Genomic DNA, 14,703 nt, shown 5'->3' on the forward strand with positions numbered 1-14,703 from the left:
GCCACCGCTCCCCGAGTCGGTCGGCGAGCCACCGGTCCATCCGGCGCGCATCTCGGCGGCCGCTCCGGCCGCTCGGCGACGAGGTTCTCGCTCCCGTGGGGGTCCTCGCGGCGACGATGGAGGAGTTCGCGCCCGTCGTTCGGGAGGTCGGGGTCGTTGTACTGGCCGGGCCAGGAGAAGACGCCGGGGTGGAGCAGGCGGATGTACGTCCACTCGTCGGTGTAGAGCGCCCGACCGAACGTGTAGATGCCGTGGCCACAGACAAGGGAGTCGCGGCCGTCGAACGTCTCGCGAGTGTCAGCTTCGAGCGCGGCCGTGAACGGTCGGGCGTCCCACCCCGCCGGTACCGGTGCGCCGAACAGCTCACAGAGCGTCGCGACGAGGTCGAACTGGTAGATGAACCCGTCGACCGATGGGGAGAGCGCCCCGTCCGTGCCGGCCTCGGACCCCGATTGCGCCCCGTCGGTCTCGCGGTTCGTGGTATCGCCGTCGCCGTCGGTTACACCCGGCCACGAGACGACCAGCGGGACGCGTTGACACGCCTGGTCGGGGAAGGCGTGTTCGGCGTAGATGCCGTGGTCGCCGAACGCCTCGCCGTGGTCGGCCGTGACGACGACTGCCGTCTCCTCGCGGACGCCGGCCGCCGCCAGCGCGTCGAGCAGCGTCTCGACCTCGGCGTCGACCTTCCGAATCGCCGCGTCGTAGCCGTCGAGGAACCGCTCGACGTCCGCCCGGTCCTCGATGCGGTCGGGAAACGGCCACTCCGACTGGCCACGCTCCTCGGGCGGAACGTCGTAGGAGTTCGGGGTCGGCCAGCAGTCGGCCGTTCGCGGCCCGACCATCCCCTGCTGAGCGTCGATGGCGTCCTCGTCGGGCCACGGGGCGGCGTCCCCCGATTCTCGGACGGCGTCGACGTACTCCGTGATGCCCTCGTATGGATGGTGGACGTCCCAGTAGTTGACGTGGAGGAGCCAGTCGTCCTCGGTCGCGTGACTGCCGAGCCACCGCAACGCGGCGTCGGTCACGTCGCTCGCGGCCTCGTCGGCACGACTGCCGGTGTTGGCCGACGGCTGTAGGTGGTCCTGGAAGCCCGCCGTGAAGTGGTAGGCGAGATGCCGCTGCGAGAAACTCGTCACCGTCGCCGTCCGAACGCCGTGTTCGAACAGATGCCGGAACGCGAGTGGTCGGTCGGGGTCCTCTGCGTGCCCATCGCCGGGGTCGTCGTACTCCTGCCCCTCGCCGAAGTGCGTGACGACGCCGGTGTCGATGCCGTGGCGACCGGTCGCCAGCGCCGTCCGCGAGGGGAGACACGGCGAGTCCGAGACGAAACAGTTCTCGAATCGGACGCCGGCGGCGGCGATACGGTCGATGGTCGGCGAGGTGTCACGGGAGTAGCCGTAACAGCCGAGATGGTCCGGGCGCAGCGAGTCGATGTCGACGAGCAACACGCGCATACTCCCCCCTGTCGCCGAGGAGGGTTATAGCTTCCAGCGTCGCGCAGGGAGGGGGCCGACGTCACGAGCGGCGAGCGAGGGGTCGCCCCGCGAGGCTAAGTGTGTCGCCGAGAAACGGCCGAGGGATGCCCGACACCGACATCCGACCGGCCCGGACCGCCGAGGAGGTCGAACGCACGGCCGTCGCCGCCGGCCGAGCGTTCGACGACGTCCCCGAAGCGGAATTCCGCCGCCGCATCGTCGACGCACCTGCACTCCCCATCGAGAACACGCTGCTCGGGTTCGACGGCGACGAACTCGTGACCTCGCTCCAGCTCTACGAGCGCCAGTGCTGGCTCCACGGCGCTCCCGTCCCCGTCGCGGGCGTCGGGAACGTCCAGACCGCCCCTGACCGACGCGGCGAGGGCCACGCCAGCGCGCTGCTCGACCACGCCAGGACGGTCGCCGTCGAGAAGGGGTACCCGCTGGTCGCGCTCGTCGGCGACCCGACGTTCTACGCTCGTCTGGGGTGGCACCCGTTGGATACTGCTGCGACGCTTGTCGGCAACCCGGAGCCGGTTGCGGACGGCGAGGGGGGGACACGAGGGCGGTGGAAGCCGTTCGACGCGACAGACCCACACGCCGTCGACGCGCTCGCCGCCGTCCACCGGGCGGAACGACGCGGCGTCGACGGGGCGCTCAACCGCTACCCGGCGCTGTGGCACGACTGGGTGTTCGAGGTGCTCGTCGCCCCCACGGACGTTCTGTGGTACTACGAGGGCGAGGCCCGTACCGGCTATCTCGTTCGGAAGCGGTCTCACGACGAGGTCGTCTGCCTCGAAGCGGGGTACCGGGGTGAGGACCGCCGCTCGTTCCTGACGGCCGCGTGGAACCGACTGTGTGCCACGCCGACCGACGGCGACGAACGGGACGCGGACGCACCGACGGCGGCGGTGACGGACGATCCGTCGTCCGACCCGCCGGCCCGCGTTCGTTGGGACCCGCCGCTCGACACGCTGGCGGCGGTGCTCGACGACGCGGGCCACGACCGCCGGACGGAGACGGTACGCGAACGAACCGGCGAGACGCCGATGGTGTGGGCCGATGCCGACCTCCTCGCCGCGGCGACCGGCGGCGCGTTCGACGACGCCGCGACGGTCGCCGACCGGATGGTCGGTGCCGAACGGTGGTTCCCCGCGCTCGACAAGTTCTGACCGTCACAGGCCCCGCGTGGTCGGGTCGGGTAGCGGCCGTAGCTATTTCACGACGACCGCCGCACTCGTGGTATGGCCGACCGACCGAACGTCCTGTTCGTCACGACCGACCAGCACCGCGGGGACTGCCTCGGCGCCGACCCGCGCTGTCCGACCGACGCCGACGGCCGCCCGCTGCTCCACACACCGAACCTCGACAGCCTCGTCGGTGAGGGGGCGTTGTTCTCCAGCGCGTACACCCCCGTTCCGTCGTGTATCCCCGCCCGGCGCTGTCTGATGACGGGCCAGACACCCTACACGAACGACTGTACTGGCTGGAAGGCCGACGAACCCTGGCAGTTCGACCACACGCTCCCCGGCGAGCTCGCGGCCGCGGGCTACCAGACCATGCTGGCCGGCAAACTCCACTCCATTCCGAACCGCACCCATTTGGGATTCGAACGGATGGAACAGCACGAGGCGCTCAACGGCGTTCCCGACGACTACACCGCGTGGCTCGACGACCACGAAGAAGGAGTTGACGAACTCGCGCACGGACTGGGGCGCAACTCTTGGGACCCTCGCCCGTGGCATCTCCCCGAACGCTACCACCCCACGAACTGGACGACCGAGCGCGCGCTCGACTTCCTCGACGAGCGCGACCCGACCCGACCGTTCTTCCTCAACGTCTCGTACGTCCGGCCGCACACGCCGCTCGACCCGCCACAGCCATACTGGGACATGTACGCCGACCGCGACCTGCCGGCCCCGGCGATGGGCGACTGGGTCGAGGAACTGTACGGCGGGAAGCTGCCCGAGTATCCCGCCGTCGACGCGTGGCTCGCGGATCTCCCGCCGACGGTCGTCCACCGGGCGCGGGCGGGGTACTACGGACTCATCACGCAGATCGACCACCAGTTCAAGCGGATCGTCGACCGCCTGCGGGTCGCCGGTGAGTGGGAGAACACGGTCGTTCTGTTCTGCTCTGACCACGGCGAGATGCTCGGCGACCACTACCACTGGCGCAAGACCTACCCGTTCGAGGGGTCGGCCCGCGTCCCGTTCGTCCTCCGGTTTCCCGATGGGTGGCAGCCCGGACTCCCTCGCGGGCGGCTCGTCGACGCGCCAGTCGGCCTCGAAGACGTCATGCCGACGCTGCTCAACGTCGCCGGCGTCGACGTCCCCGACACTGTCGAGGGACGGTCGGTCCTCCCGCTGGTGGCGGCGGCCGACCCGGACACCGTCGCCGCGCCGGACGAGGGGTGGCGCGAGTTCTACCACGGCGAGAACACCCCCGGCTCCTACCACCCGGAGAACGCCCAGCAGTACGCCGTCGACGGTCGCTGGAAGTACGTCTACTTCCCCGTCACCGGCGACGACTTGTTGTTCGACCTCGAATCGGACCCCTTGGAGACGACTGACCTGAGCGACGACCCCGAGTTCGTCGACGAGTACGAGCGCTGTCGGTCGTGGCTGACCGATCGCCTCGCCGACCGGCCCGAAGGGTTCGTCGTCGACGGCGAGTTGACGACCGTCGACGACGAAACGCTCACGCCCGACGGCGTCTCGCTCGAATCGGACTAACGTCGGGAGACGGCCGGACGCGTCGTCCTGAACGGAGGGAACTACTACCCGCCGTTCGGGAGAAACGGGAACAGCGCGTCGCGGTTCGCCTCGGTGAGCGGGCCGCCGAACTCACAGTGTTCGAACGCCTCGGCGAACTCAACGCTCTCGCCGTGTGCCTCGCCGTACGTCTCGACGAGTTCGTCGCGGAACCGGTCGGCGAGGTCACGGTTACGCGGCGCGTACCGTTTCGGCAGCCACTCGCGGCGTTCCTCCTCGTCGTCGGGCACCTCGTCGAGCATGTCGATGTTGTACGGCAGCCACTCGTACATCTGTGAGGTGTGGTTGTGGAGCATGTCGAGTTTCGTCGCCATCGTCTCGTCGATGTCGACGACGACCGCCGGATCGAGGGGGTATGGTTTCTCGAACGAATCCGGCAGGTAACAGATGACGGGGTTGTACGTGAGGTGTGGCGTCTGCGGGCAGATGTTCGGCACGGTCACCATGTACGCGGCGTCCTGCACCAGCCGCGAGGTGTAGCGGTGGTCAGGGTGGTAGTCGTTCGGGCGATGGGTGAACACGAGGTCCGGTTCGACTACACGGATGAGTTCGATGACGTCACGTCGGTTGTCGACCGACGGTTCGAGTTCGCCCTCCGGGTTGTCGAAGGCAACGTACTCCGCACCGATGACGGCGGCCGAGTCGTCGGCCTCGGCGCGCCGACGCTGGCCGAGCGTCGCTCCACCCTGTTCGTGGTGGCCGGCCTCGCCATTGGTCATGCAAACGAACGTCACGTCGTGGCCCAACTCGCGGTATTTCGTCGCAGTCCCACCGAAGCGGACCTCACAGTCGTCGAAGTGCGCCCCGACGACGAGCACCGACAGCGGTGTCTCGGGGACGCGAACGTCGAATCGTGGCATATGGTCACGTGACTCGTCACGACACGGCGACAAAGCCCTTGCCATTCGACCGGTCGGCACCGGGACCGATGCGTGTCGGTGGCCGAACCCGGTATCGTTATCACGCGGTGTCGTGACCCGGCTATCGATGAGGTTGACCGGCGGACGCGCCCGTGCGGCGGCGAGTCAATACGACGTCCTCCTCGCCGTCTCGGGGCTGTGGTTTGTCGTGCAGTTCCTCCGATATCTTCTGCCGCCGCTGTTCCCGACCTTCCGGGTGGTCTTCGGCGTCGGCCCGACGGCGACGGGGGCGCTGTTCTCGGCGTTGATGGTCGGCTACGCCGCCGTCCAGTTCCCGGCCGGCACGGTCGCCGACCGGGTCGGTGGCCCGTCGGTTCTCGCTGCCGCGGGCGTGGCGTTCGGCGGGGCGGCCGTCCTCGCCGCCGCCGCCCCGACGTTCGCCGTCCTGTTCGTCGCCGCCGTCCTCGTCGGTGTGACGACGGGACCGCACAAGACCGTCGCCGTCCCGCTGCTGTCCCGGCGATACCCGGACCGGCCGGCCACCGCGCTCGGGGTCATGGACACCATCGGACAGGCGGGTGGGGCGGTCGCGCCGTTGGTGGTCGCGGCCAGCCTCTCGCTCGCGCTCGGCTGGCGGGCGGCGTTCGTCGTCGGTGCGGGCGTCGCCCTCGTGACGACGGTGGCGTTCGTCCGATGTGTCGGCAGTGACGGTGAACTGTCGCTCCGGTCGACGATCGAGACGACCACGGACGAGCAGTCGCTTGACAGCGAGGCGAGGGGGCGCGACACCGAGGACACCGACGCCCCGACCGGGTGGGCGGGCTACCGTGCCCCGTTCGCCGACCGGCGACTGGTCGGGTTTCTGCTCGTGACGATGCTGTTCTCGTTCGCGTGGAACGCTGTCTCGGCGTTCTTACCGCTGTATCTCGTCGACGCGAAGGGCGTGCCACCGGCAATGGCCGGCCTGCTCTACGGCGGCTTTTTCGCGGTGAGCGTCACGCAGGCGGCCGCCGGGCCGGTCGGGGACCGCGTCGGTCCCTTCCGAACGCTCGTCGTCCTCCTCGGGGTAGCCGTCGTAGCGACGGCCGTGCTCGTCACGACGACCGACACGGTCGTCTTGGTCGTCGTCGTCGTCGTCGCCGGCTTGGGATTCCACGGGTTCCGACCGGTCCGTGACGCTCATCTGATGACGCTCGTGCCGTCGTCGGGCGACGCGGGCGTCCTCGGCATCGTTCGCACGCTGATGCTCGGGGCGGGTGCGCTCTCGCCGGTGGCCGTCGGCTACGTCGCCTCGATCGCGTCCTACGACCTCGCGTTCGGCGGTGTCGTCGCCGTGCTCGCGGCGGCGGTTGGACTCGCACTGCTCACCCGGTGAACCCGAACCATCGTCACCCGGGCCGCCACGGTCGGCCTCGACTCCACGGACCGCCCCGACGGGCGCTGAGTATCGGTGCGGTGCGTACCGTTATCACGGTACCGTCCGTCGTCGTCGACGATGCCGAGTGAGCGTCACACCGAAGCCGACCGAGACGAGCAAGCCAGTCCGGGGACCGAGCGGTCCCGACTGCGACGGCTCGGTCCGGCGGTTCGACACAACCTCCGTGGCTTCCGGGCCGCCCTCGATTGCCGTGGTCTCAACCGCGAGCGAGTCTGCCGAATCGCTGCCGAGCGGGTGTCGGAGCTTCCGGCCACGACACGCACCGAACTCCAGGCGACGGCACGGGCTGCTGGAGTACCGTACCGTGACCTGCTCGCGTTCACCCTGTTCGACGAATCGGTCTCGCCCGACGGCTGTACGGTAGCGGCCGCGACCGGAGCCGCGACCGCTGGCGGCGGCACCGTCTTTTTCAAACAAAGCGACAAGGACGGCGCGGCGTCGTTCGAGGGGCAGGGCTACCACCGTCACCGGCAGGTGAACGTCGTCCGCACGGAACGTCCGACCGGGAGGAACCACGTGGTCGGCGTAACGGCGGCCGGGTCAACGGCGCTCAAGATGGGAATGAACGACCGCGGGGTCGCGGTCGGGAGCAACTTCGCCGCGACGGCGGCGTTCGACGCGGACGAGGCCGACCTCGATGCCCGGATGGCCGTGTCTCGGGGTGAGTACCTTCGACAGGGCCTGCTGCACGGCGACACGGCCGTCGAGGTGGCACAGCACGTCGCGGCGCGGCTGCTGGAGTCGCCGATGGCGTCGCCGGGTATCATCGAAGTGGCCGACGCCGACCGCGTCGTCGTTCTCGAAGGTGCTCAGACCAGCCTGGCGGGCGAGTGGACCGATGACGGCGTCGTCGTCCGAGCCAACGCGTTCGGCCTGCTCGACGACCGCTCGCCGCTCGTGTCCGAACTCGCGTCGAGCCGTCGCCGCGCCGACCGCGCCGAGACGCTGCTCGCCGCCGCCGACGGCGCGGTGGCCGTCGGAACGATGCGCGACCTCTCGGTCGACCACGCGAACGGTCCCGGCGACGACTCAATCTGCCGCCACGAGACCGACGACTACACCGACGCCGCCTCGCTCTCGGCGGCCGTCTTCGACATCGACGGCGAGCGCCCGGCGGCGAGCGACTGCTATCTCGCGCTCGGCACACCGTGTCACGCGTGGCGGAGCGACGAGGGCGACGGCTGGCTCCGACTCTCACCGACGGCCACCGCCGACGACGTCCCCGAACGGTTCCTGACGGGCGAAGCGTGGCTCGACTACTACTCAACGGCGGCGAACGACGGTCCCGTCGACTGAGACACGACTCGTGCCGCCCGGTGCTCCGGTGCCGTCCGTCCGGTCACGCCTTGGGGTCGTAGAGCCGCCCGTTCATGAGCACCCGTGCAGTCCTGTCGACGGTCGTGGCGGCTATCGCCTCGCCATCGCGGTTGACGCCGACACGGAGCGTCCCCTTCGGATGTGCGATGGTGACCGCGTCGGTCGCCCCCTCCGCGAGGAACTCGCTCGGTATCGTCCCGTCGAGCACCGCGGCGGCGGCGGTACACATCGCGCCGGTGACGGCGTAGGCGTGGTGAGCCGTCCCCATCGACAGGATACGCGCGAGCAGGTCGTACTCGTCGGGCGTGATTCGGTCGCCGTCGACCGTCTCGTAGGTGCGACGCTCCCCGACCACCGCCAGCTTCGGGACCCCCGGACTCTCCGCGGTCGCGTCGGCCGCGTCGGCGACGATCCCGAGGCGTTCACACGCGGCGCTTCGGATCCGCTCCAGTCGCGCCAAGAGGTCGGCGTCGGCGTCGATCTCCGTCGGTCGTTCGGCGGCTGTGCAACCGACGTCGCTCGCCCGAACGAACACACAGGGGTTCGACACGTCGACGAGCGAGACCTCGACCGCGCCGAAGTCGGGGACGTCGAGCACGTCGGTCCGGTGGCCGGTCGGAAAGAGGGCGTCGGTCATCGCCCCGGCGGGATCGAGAAACCGCGACCGGATGCGCGCGCCGGAGCGCGGGAGGCCCGCGACGTCGAACGTGCCGGCGTACTCGGGCTGCCCGCTCGGGCCGAGCGGTACCGACTGCTCGACGCGGGTGCCGGTGTTCGTGTTCTCCAGTCGGAGCGTGACGCGTCGCTCGTCCGCGCTCGCTTGCTCGTCGACCGCCTTCGGCGTCACGAGACCGCGCTCTAGCGCGAACGGGCCGACACCGAAGGTGAGGTTGCCGCAGTTGCCGCCCCAGTCGACGACCGGCCGCTCGATGCCGACCTGCGCGAACGTGTACTCGACGTCCGTCGCTCCCTCGCCCGCCGCGACGACCATCGCCTTGCTCGTCGTCGAGTGTGAGCCGCCGACGCCGTCGAGTTGCATCGGGTCCGGGCTGCCGAACAGCCGTGACAGGAGCGAACCACACCGCTTCCGGTCGTCGGGGAGGTCGTCGCGTTCGAAGTAGCCACCCTTACTCGTCCCGCCCCGGACGAGTGCGGCGGGGACGCCCGGTCGTCGGGAGTCGTCGGCCGTCATTCGCCCGCCGAGAGCAGCGGCGCGACGTACTCCGGGGGGTAGCGCGTCGCCCGGTAGACGCTTCCGAGGCTAGCCTCCTCATCGAACGGGCTGACGAAGTCCCAGACCACCTCGCCGTCGGGCGTCACCTCGAAGACGTGGCCCGACCCGCCCTCACAGACGAGGGTGTTCCCGTTCGGCAGGCGCTGTGCCCCCGAGATGTACTCGCTGAAAAAGGACTCCGTCGGGGAGCCGGTGAACGCCCACTCGATGGTCTCTGTCAGCGGGTCGAGTTCGAGGACGCGCGAGTAGCCCCGCCGCGTGCCGTTGTCGAACAGCAGGACGTTCCCGTTCGGCAGGACGTGAGGGAGGTGCTGGCCGTCCAGTTCGCCCGGCCCCCACGCCCAGACGATATCGCCCGTTTCGCGGTCGATGACGCCGATGACGTCGAGACTCCGGTACGAGAACACGACGTTCCCCGGCGCGAACCGAGGGTGGTCGACGCCCCGGTCCACTTCGGCCTCGTAGCTCTCGTTGTGTGGGATCACCTGCGCGGTGTTGTTGTGCGCCCAGTCGAACGGGTACTCCTCGTCGATGCGCTCGCGGACGTACCGCCACGCGTCGGCGTCGAGACACGCTTCGAGGTCGTCGAAGTGATCGCCCCCGCGCCACTCCCAGACGAGCTCCCCATCGGGGGTGACTTCGAGCAGATACGGGTCGCGCTTGAGCCCCGGCCCGATGGCGGGGATCATCCGGTCGGTGATGGTGTGGACGAGCAGGTTGTCGTTGGCCAGCACGCTCAGGTCGTGGTCGACACGGCAGTGGTAGTGCCGGACGACCTCGCTGTCGGGCGTCAGTTCGCGGACGCCCGCCTCGTCGATGGACGAACGGTCCCGCGTCGGATACAGCAGGTTGCCGTCGGGCAGGAGCTGACAGAACGACTGGAGTGCCGTCTCGACGGACCAGGTGTGGACCGGCTCGCCGGCCATATCGACGAGGTGTATCTTCCCGGTGCCGTCCGGGTTCGCCGACGGGTCCTCGTAGGACTCACAGAGGAGCGTGTACCCCTCGAAACACGTCTCGGGGCGGTGGACGGAGACGGCGTCGGTCATCGGCCGTCGCCTCGGAACGGCCGGTCGTGTCGGTCGTCGTTTCGGTCGGTACACGCACGGACCGCGATCGCTGTCGGGACTCGAACGGGTCGCATGAGACTCGATACCGGGAGGAGTGGTATCACGCTTTCGGCGCGCGACGGGTCACAGCTGCGCCCAGAGCTCGTCGGTCCGGTGGCGTCACTCGCGGGTCGGTGGGTCGTCGACGTCGTACACTCGCGTCTGGAGGCCCTGATCGAGACCCGCCGTGAGCCCGCCGTCGACGACGAGGTTCGCCCCCGTGACGAACGACGAGCGTTCGGAGGCCAGAAACAGCGTCGCCTCGGCGACCTCTTCGGGTCGGCCGAACCGACCCAGCGGGTACTGGTCGAGCCACTCCTCGCGGGCTGACCGGTCGCCCTCGTCGGTTTCGTTGCCGTGTCGTCCCTCCGACGCGCCCATCTCCGCTTCACGCGCCCCCGTCTCGATGGTACCCGGTGAGACGACGTTCGACCGAACGCCGTGACGGCCGTACTGGACCGCGAGCAGTCGGGAGAGCGAGAGGATGCCCCCTTTCGCGGCCGAGTAGCCGGTGAGACCGATGCCGGTCAGGGCGTTGACCGTCCCCATGAAGACGACCGCACCGCCCCCACCGTCGACCATCGCGGGCAGCGCCGCCTTCACCAGCCGGAACTGGCCGGTGAGGTTGACGTCGAGGTTCGCCTCGAAGGTGGTCTCGTCGATGCGGTGGAGGTTGTCGTCGTCGATCATCCCGCCCGCATTCGGGACGACGACGTCCACTCCCCCGAACGTGTCGACGGCGGTGTGGACGAGCGCCCGAACCTCGTCGGCTTCGGTCACGTCACAGGCGACACCGCGTATCCCGCCTGGGCCGACGGAGGCGAGGTCGGCCGCCACCGCCTCGATCTCCTCTCGCGAGCGCGAACAGATGATCTGGTTCGCCCCCGCCTCGGCGAACCGCTCGGCAATAGCTCGGCCGATGCCCGACGACGCACCTGTGACGATGGCCGTGTCGTCGGCTAACGGCAACTTCTGGTGATTCATGTGGACGCCGTAGAACGGTCGCCGAACGGGTATAACTGTTCGGTCGGTGCGAGGCCGGTGCGAGGCCGGCACGGACGGTCAGTCCGTGCGATACCGCTCGACGACGCCCATGTCGACGTCAACACCCAGCCCCGGCCCCTCGGGAACACGCATCGTCCCCGCCTCGACCTCGAACGGGTCGGTAATGACGTCGCGCTCCCAGCCGTAGTAGACGGTGTCGGGAGGGAGCGCGAACCCCGGAATCCCCGTCACGGCGTGGAGGACGGCGGCGGTCCGAACCCCGAGGTCGAACGCGCAGTGATGCGCCGTCGGTACGCCCGCGTCGTCGGCGACGGCCGCGACCTGCCGAAGCCCGGTGATACCTCCGGCCGGTGTGAGGTCCAGTACGGCGACGTCGACCGCACCCGCCTCGACGAGCGACCGGAGGTTGTGTGCGACGTACGTGTCCTCGTTCGGACCGATGGGCTGGCGTGTCCGGGTGGCGAGACGTGCCAGCGCACGGTGTGAGTCGACCCGAATCGGCTGCTCCATATACTGGAGGTAGACGCCTTCGTCCTCCAGCGCCGCTCCGACGCGCACCGCCTGGTCGAGCGTCCACCCCTGGTTCGGGTCCAGGCGGAACTCGAGCTCGCCGTTAGTCGCCTCGTGCATCGCCACGACGCGCTCGACGTCCTCGCGCCAGTCCCGACCGGCTTTCGTCTTCAGTACCGAGTAGCCGGCGTCCCGGACCTCGACGGCGCGCTCGGCCGACCGTTCGGGGTCGAGGATGCCGAGACAGTACGCCACCTCGCAGCGCTCGCTGGTTTCGGTCTCGTCGACGTGCTCGCGATGTCGGCGGGCGGTCTGCTCGGGCGCACCGTGCCCGCCGAGCAGCTCGTAGACGGGACGATCCAGCACCTTCCCGACGATGTCCCAACACGCGGTCTCGACGGGCGCGAAGAACGTATCGACGTTGGTGTACTCGATGAACAGCAGTCGTCGCAGACTCTCGGTCTCGAACGGAGAGTGCCCCTCGACGATGGGCGCGATACCCTCTTCGATGACCGACACCGTGGCGGCGGGCGAGAGGAACGCTCTGACCTCACCCCATCCCGAGACCCCCTCGTTGGTGTCGACGCGTACCAGCACGCGGTCCATCGCGGTCAGTTCGTTGTGGTTCGTGACGTACGGCGCGATGCCGCCCTCTTCGAACGGGACGAGCGGCACCCTGACGGGAATCGCCTCGACGGCGGTGATCTCCATACCCATCGGTCGACGAAGGGGAGCATAAACCTCGGGGCCACAATGCTGTGGCGAGTCGGCGTCGGAGGCCCCAGACCGGTCGACCGGTCAGCGGACCCGCTCGTGGGCCTCGCGAAGGACGAGTTCGAGTTCGTCACCGAGGCGTTCGAACAGTCGCTCGCCCTGTTCGGCGGTCGCCAGTTCGGGCGCGCCGATGGCCCCGCTGGCGGAGTACTCACGGAACTCCCGATACACGGTAAGCGGGCCGGCGTCGAACATGTCGTGCAGACCGTGGCTGTACTCGCTCTCCAGCTCCTCGGCTTCCATGCGGTCGGTGTCGACGAGTTCCGGCCGGAGATGCAGCATGAGCGCCGTCTCGAACTCCCCGGCGTGGGCCATCCCGCCGACGTCGCTCTCGCGGAGGTCGTCGATGAACGACGACGCGAGGTGGAAGTACGTCACTCCGAGGACCTCGACGTCGGGGTGGTCGACGCCGACCGTGCCGGTGACGCTCGACACCAGCGACGCGTTCCCACCGTGGCCGTTGCAGAACAGCAGGGCATCGAACCCGTTTTCGAGGGCTGTCTCGGCGACTCCTTCGAGCGCACCGAGCAGGTCCTCGTGGCCGAGCGACAGCGTCCCGCCGAGCGAGCGGTGGTGTGGGGAATGGCCGGTCCAGACCGGGGGCGTCACGAGCACCGGAAGGTCGTCGACGACGCGGGTAGCCCCGAGGTGCGCGACGGCGTCGACGAGTATCGTGTCCGTCGCCACCGGGAGGTGGTGACCGTGCTGTTCGACACTCCCGACGGGGACGACGAGTATCGACCCGTCTCGACCTGCGAGGTCGGTTATCTCGCTGTACGTCTTCCCGGCCCATTCGGTCGGCCTGCTCCCGAGCGGTTCGGTCATACGCTGGCGTCGGCGTGCTCCCTCTTGAGCGTTCGTGATGGCCCGTGGCCGCGTTCGACACGCTCGCGCCGTGGCGAGCAGGAGGATTTTAGTCGCGACCGCCGTACCCCTATCCATGCCCGCAGTGTGGACCTACCCGTGGAACCTCACGAGCGACGGACTCGCGGAGACGTGTGAGGGCCTCGCCGCCCGTGGCGTCGACGCCCTGACCCTCGCGAGCCACTACCACTCGATTCGCTCGCTCGACCCTCGCCACCCCGACGAGCTGTTCACCGCCTATCCGGGCGGGTGTTACTTCGACCCGGACCCGGGCCGGTTCGCCGACATGCCCATCGACCCCCTCCCTAACGAGGTGTCCGGGCTCGACGATCCGGTGGCCGAGACCGTCGAGGCGGCCGCCGACCACGGCCTCGGCGTGAACGCCTGGACAGTCTGTCTCCACAACTCGCGGTTGGGGGCGGCCAACCCGTCGTATCGCGTCGAGAGCGCGTTCGGCGACGCTCACGACCACGCTCTCTGCCCGTCGAACCCCGAGGTCCGCGAGTACTTCGCCGCCGTCGTCGAGGCGCTCGTCGACCGAGGTGTCGCGGAGGTCCACCTCGAATCGGTCGGGTTCGGGAGCCCGTTCCACGAACACGGCTGGCGGTGGGGCCACCCGAAGCGTCAGGCGCTCACGGGGACCACCGAGGAGGTCCTGCTGGCCCAGTGTTTCTGCGAGGGGTGTCGAACCGCCGCCACGGACCACCCCATCGATCTCGGCCGGGCACAGCGCGTCGTCCGGGATCTGGTCCGCGAGTGGCTCGCGGTCCCCGCTGCCGACGCCCCGCCGTTGGACGCGGTCGTCGCCGACGAACCGGTGCTCGACGACCTGTTCGCGTTCCGGAGCGCGGTCGTCGAGTCGTTCGTCGCTCGGCTGGCCGAAGCGGCGGGGTCAGTCCCGCTGTCGTACTACGTGATGGAGGGCCACCTCGGCGCGGACCCGACGGGGCTGTGGCCCGCCGGGGTTCGACCGGACCGCCTCGCCGACCACCTCGACCGGGCGATGGCGATCTGTTACGTCTCGGCCCCCGACCGAGCGCGCGACCGGATTCGCTCGCTCCGCGAGACGGTCGACGGTGACGTCACCGTCGACGCGGGCGTGACGCTCGACCCGAACGTCGTCCCGGACGAGGCGACGTTCGACTCGCTCGTCGAGGCGGTTCGGAGCGACGTCGACGGAGCGGTGTCGGTCTACCACCACGGCCTGATGACCGACACGCACCTCGACTGGCTCGCGAGCACGTTCGGCCGCTGACCACGGGCGACGCGGACGTCGCTCGACCGACGAGGACCAACCAGCCGTCGCTCTCGATGAGGTACTCGAAAAAAGCGGTGCGATATGG

General features: G+C 69.4%; 12 protein-coding genes. 5 read left to right on the forward strand and 7 right to left on the reverse strand.

The window, feature by feature from the left end; translation table 11 throughout:
- On the reverse strand, window positions 1–1,454 hold a 1,454-nt coding region (locus GQS65_RS10915; protein WP_158204684.1), incomplete at its 3' end, for a sulfatase.
- A 101-nt stretch (window positions 1,455–1,555) separates the two neighbouring features.
- Here GQS65_RS10915 and GQS65_RS10920 point away from each other — a divergent pair.
- Together GQS65_RS10920 and GQS65_RS10925 are read left to right on the forward strand one after the other, a co-directional pair.
- The gene (locus tag GQS65_RS10920) at window positions 1,556–2,647 is read left to right on the forward strand and encodes a GNAT family N-acetyltransferase (protein ID WP_158204685.1); all 1,092 of its coding nucleotides are present in this window, start codon (window positions 1,556–1,558) and stop codon (window positions 2,645–2,647) included.
- 72 nt (window positions 2,648–2,719) lie between these two features.
- Window positions 2,720–4,210, forward strand: coding sequence for an arylsulfatase (locus GQS65_RS10925; protein WP_158204686.1), 1,491 nt, complete (start codon window positions 2,720–2,722; stop codon window positions 4,208–4,210).
- 44 nt (window positions 4,211–4,254) lie between these two features.
- On the opposite strand, the gene GQS65_RS10930 is transcribed toward GQS65_RS10925, so the two are convergent.
- A complete protein-coding gene (locus GQS65_RS10930; RefSeq protein ID WP_158204687.1) occupies window positions 4,255–5,109 on the reverse strand; it encodes a PIG-L deacetylase family protein in 855 nt (284 codons plus the stop codon).
- 127 nt (window positions 5,110–5,236) lie between these two features.
- Between GQS65_RS10930 and GQS65_RS10935 the strand changes: the two genes are divergently transcribed.
- Together GQS65_RS10935 and GQS65_RS10940 are read left to right on the forward strand one after the other, a co-directional pair.
- Window positions 5,237–6,484: an MFS transporter gene (locus GQS65_RS10935; RefSeq protein WP_158204688.1), complete on the forward strand. Its 1,248-nt coding sequence runs from the start codon at window positions 5,237–5,239 to the stop codon at window positions 6,482–6,484.
- 120 nt (window positions 6,485–6,604) lie between these two features.
- A complete protein-coding gene (locus GQS65_RS10940) occupies window positions 6,605–7,843 on the forward strand; it encodes a C45 family autoproteolytic acyltransferase/hydolase (protein ID WP_158204689.1) in 1,239 nt (412 codons plus the stop codon).
- A gap of 43 nt (window positions 7,844–7,886) precedes the next feature.
- Here GQS65_RS10940 and GQS65_RS10945 read toward each other — a convergent pair whose 3' ends face one another.
- The 5 genes from GQS65_RS10945 to GQS65_RS10965 all read right to left on the reverse strand — a co-directional run bounded on the left by GQS65_RS10945 (window position 7,887) and on the right by GQS65_RS10965 (window position 13,321).
- Window positions 7,887–9,056, reverse strand: a complete 1,170-nt coding sequence (locus tag GQS65_RS10945; protein ID WP_158204690.1) for a PrpF domain-containing protein — start codon at window positions 9,054–9,056, stop codon at window positions 7,887–7,889.
- Window positions 9,053–10,147 carry an aryl-sulfate sulfotransferase gene (locus GQS65_RS10950; RefSeq protein ID WP_158204691.1) on the reverse strand — a complete coding sequence of 365 codons (1,095 nt, stop codon included), beginning with the start codon at window positions 10,145–10,147 and terminating at the stop codon, window positions 9,053–9,055. The genes GQS65_RS10945 and GQS65_RS10950 overlap by 4 nt, the downstream gene beginning before the upstream one ends.
- A 180-nt stretch (window positions 10,148–10,327) precedes the next feature.
- A complete protein-coding gene (locus GQS65_RS10955; RefSeq protein ID WP_158204692.1) occupies window positions 10,328–11,191 on the reverse strand; it encodes an SDR family NAD(P)-dependent oxidoreductase in 864 nt (287 codons plus the stop codon).
- A gap of 78 nt (window positions 11,192–11,269) precedes the next feature.
- On the reverse strand, window positions 11,270–12,433 hold the full coding sequence (locus GQS65_RS10960; protein WP_158204693.1) for a mandelate racemase/muconate lactonizing enzyme family protein: 1,164 nt from the start codon (window positions 12,431–12,433) through the stop codon (window positions 11,270–11,272).
- 87 nt (window positions 12,434–12,520) lie between these two features.
- Window positions 12,521–13,321, reverse strand: coding sequence for a creatininase family protein (locus tag GQS65_RS10965; RefSeq protein ID WP_158204694.1), 801 nt, complete (start codon window positions 13,319–13,321; stop codon window positions 12,521–12,523).
- A 115-nt stretch (window positions 13,322–13,436) separates the two neighbouring features.
- On the opposite strand from GQS65_RS10965, the gene GQS65_RS10970 reads away from it, so the two are divergent.
- Complete coding sequence (locus GQS65_RS10970) at window positions 13,437–14,615, forward strand: hypothetical protein (protein WP_158204695.1); 1,179 nt, start codon at window positions 13,437–13,439, stop codon at window positions 14,613–14,615.
- Window positions 14,616–14,703: the final 88 nt, after the last annotated feature.

Origin of the sequence: Halomarina oriensis (genome assembly GCF_009791395.1) — an archaeon.
Taxonomy (GTDB): Archaea; Halobacteriota; Halobacteria; order Halobacteriales; family Haloarculaceae; genus Halomarina; species Halomarina oriensis.

What these genes read in the sequence shown, in the direction of transcription:
- GQS65_RS10925 (WP_158204686.1), top strand. Translation starts at nt 2,720, where the DNA reads ATGGCCGACCGACCGAACGTCCTGTTCGTCACGACCGACCAGCACCGC.
- GQS65_RS10930 (WP_158204687.1), bottom strand. Translation starts at nt 5,109, where the DNA reads ATGCCACGATTCGACGTTCGCGTCCCCGAGACACCGCTGTCGGTGCTC.
- GQS65_RS10935 (WP_158204688.1), top strand. Translation starts at nt 5,237, where the DNA reads ATGAGGTTGACCGGCGGACGCGCCCGTGCGGCGGCGAGTCAATACGAC.
- GQS65_RS10940 (WP_158204689.1), top strand. Translation starts at nt 6,605, where the DNA reads ATGCCGAGTGAGCGTCACACCGAAGCCGACCGAGACGAGCAAGCCAGT.
- GQS65_RS10945 (WP_158204690.1), bottom strand. Translation starts at nt 9,056, where the DNA reads ATGACGGCCGACGACTCCCGACGACCGGGCGTCCCCGCCGCACTCGTC.
- GQS65_RS10950 (WP_158204691.1), bottom strand. Translation starts at nt 10,147, where the DNA reads ATGACCGACGCCGTCTCCGTCCACCGCCCCGAGACGTGTTTCGAGGGG.
- GQS65_RS10955 (WP_158204692.1), bottom strand. Translation starts at nt 11,191, where the DNA reads ATGAATCACCAGAAGTTGCCGTTAGCCGACGACACGGCCATCGTCACA.
- GQS65_RS10960 (WP_158204693.1), bottom strand. Translation starts at nt 12,433, where the DNA reads ATGGAGATCACCGCCGTCGAGGCGATTCCCGTCAGGGTGCCGCTCGTC.
- GQS65_RS10965 (WP_158204694.1), bottom strand. Translation starts at nt 13,321, where the DNA reads ATGACCGAACCGCTCGGGAGCAGGCCGACCGAATGGGCCGGGAAGACG.
- GQS65_RS10970 (WP_158204695.1), top strand. Translation starts at nt 13,437, where the DNA reads ATGCCCGCAGTGTGGACCTACCCGTGGAACCTCACGAGCGACGGACTC.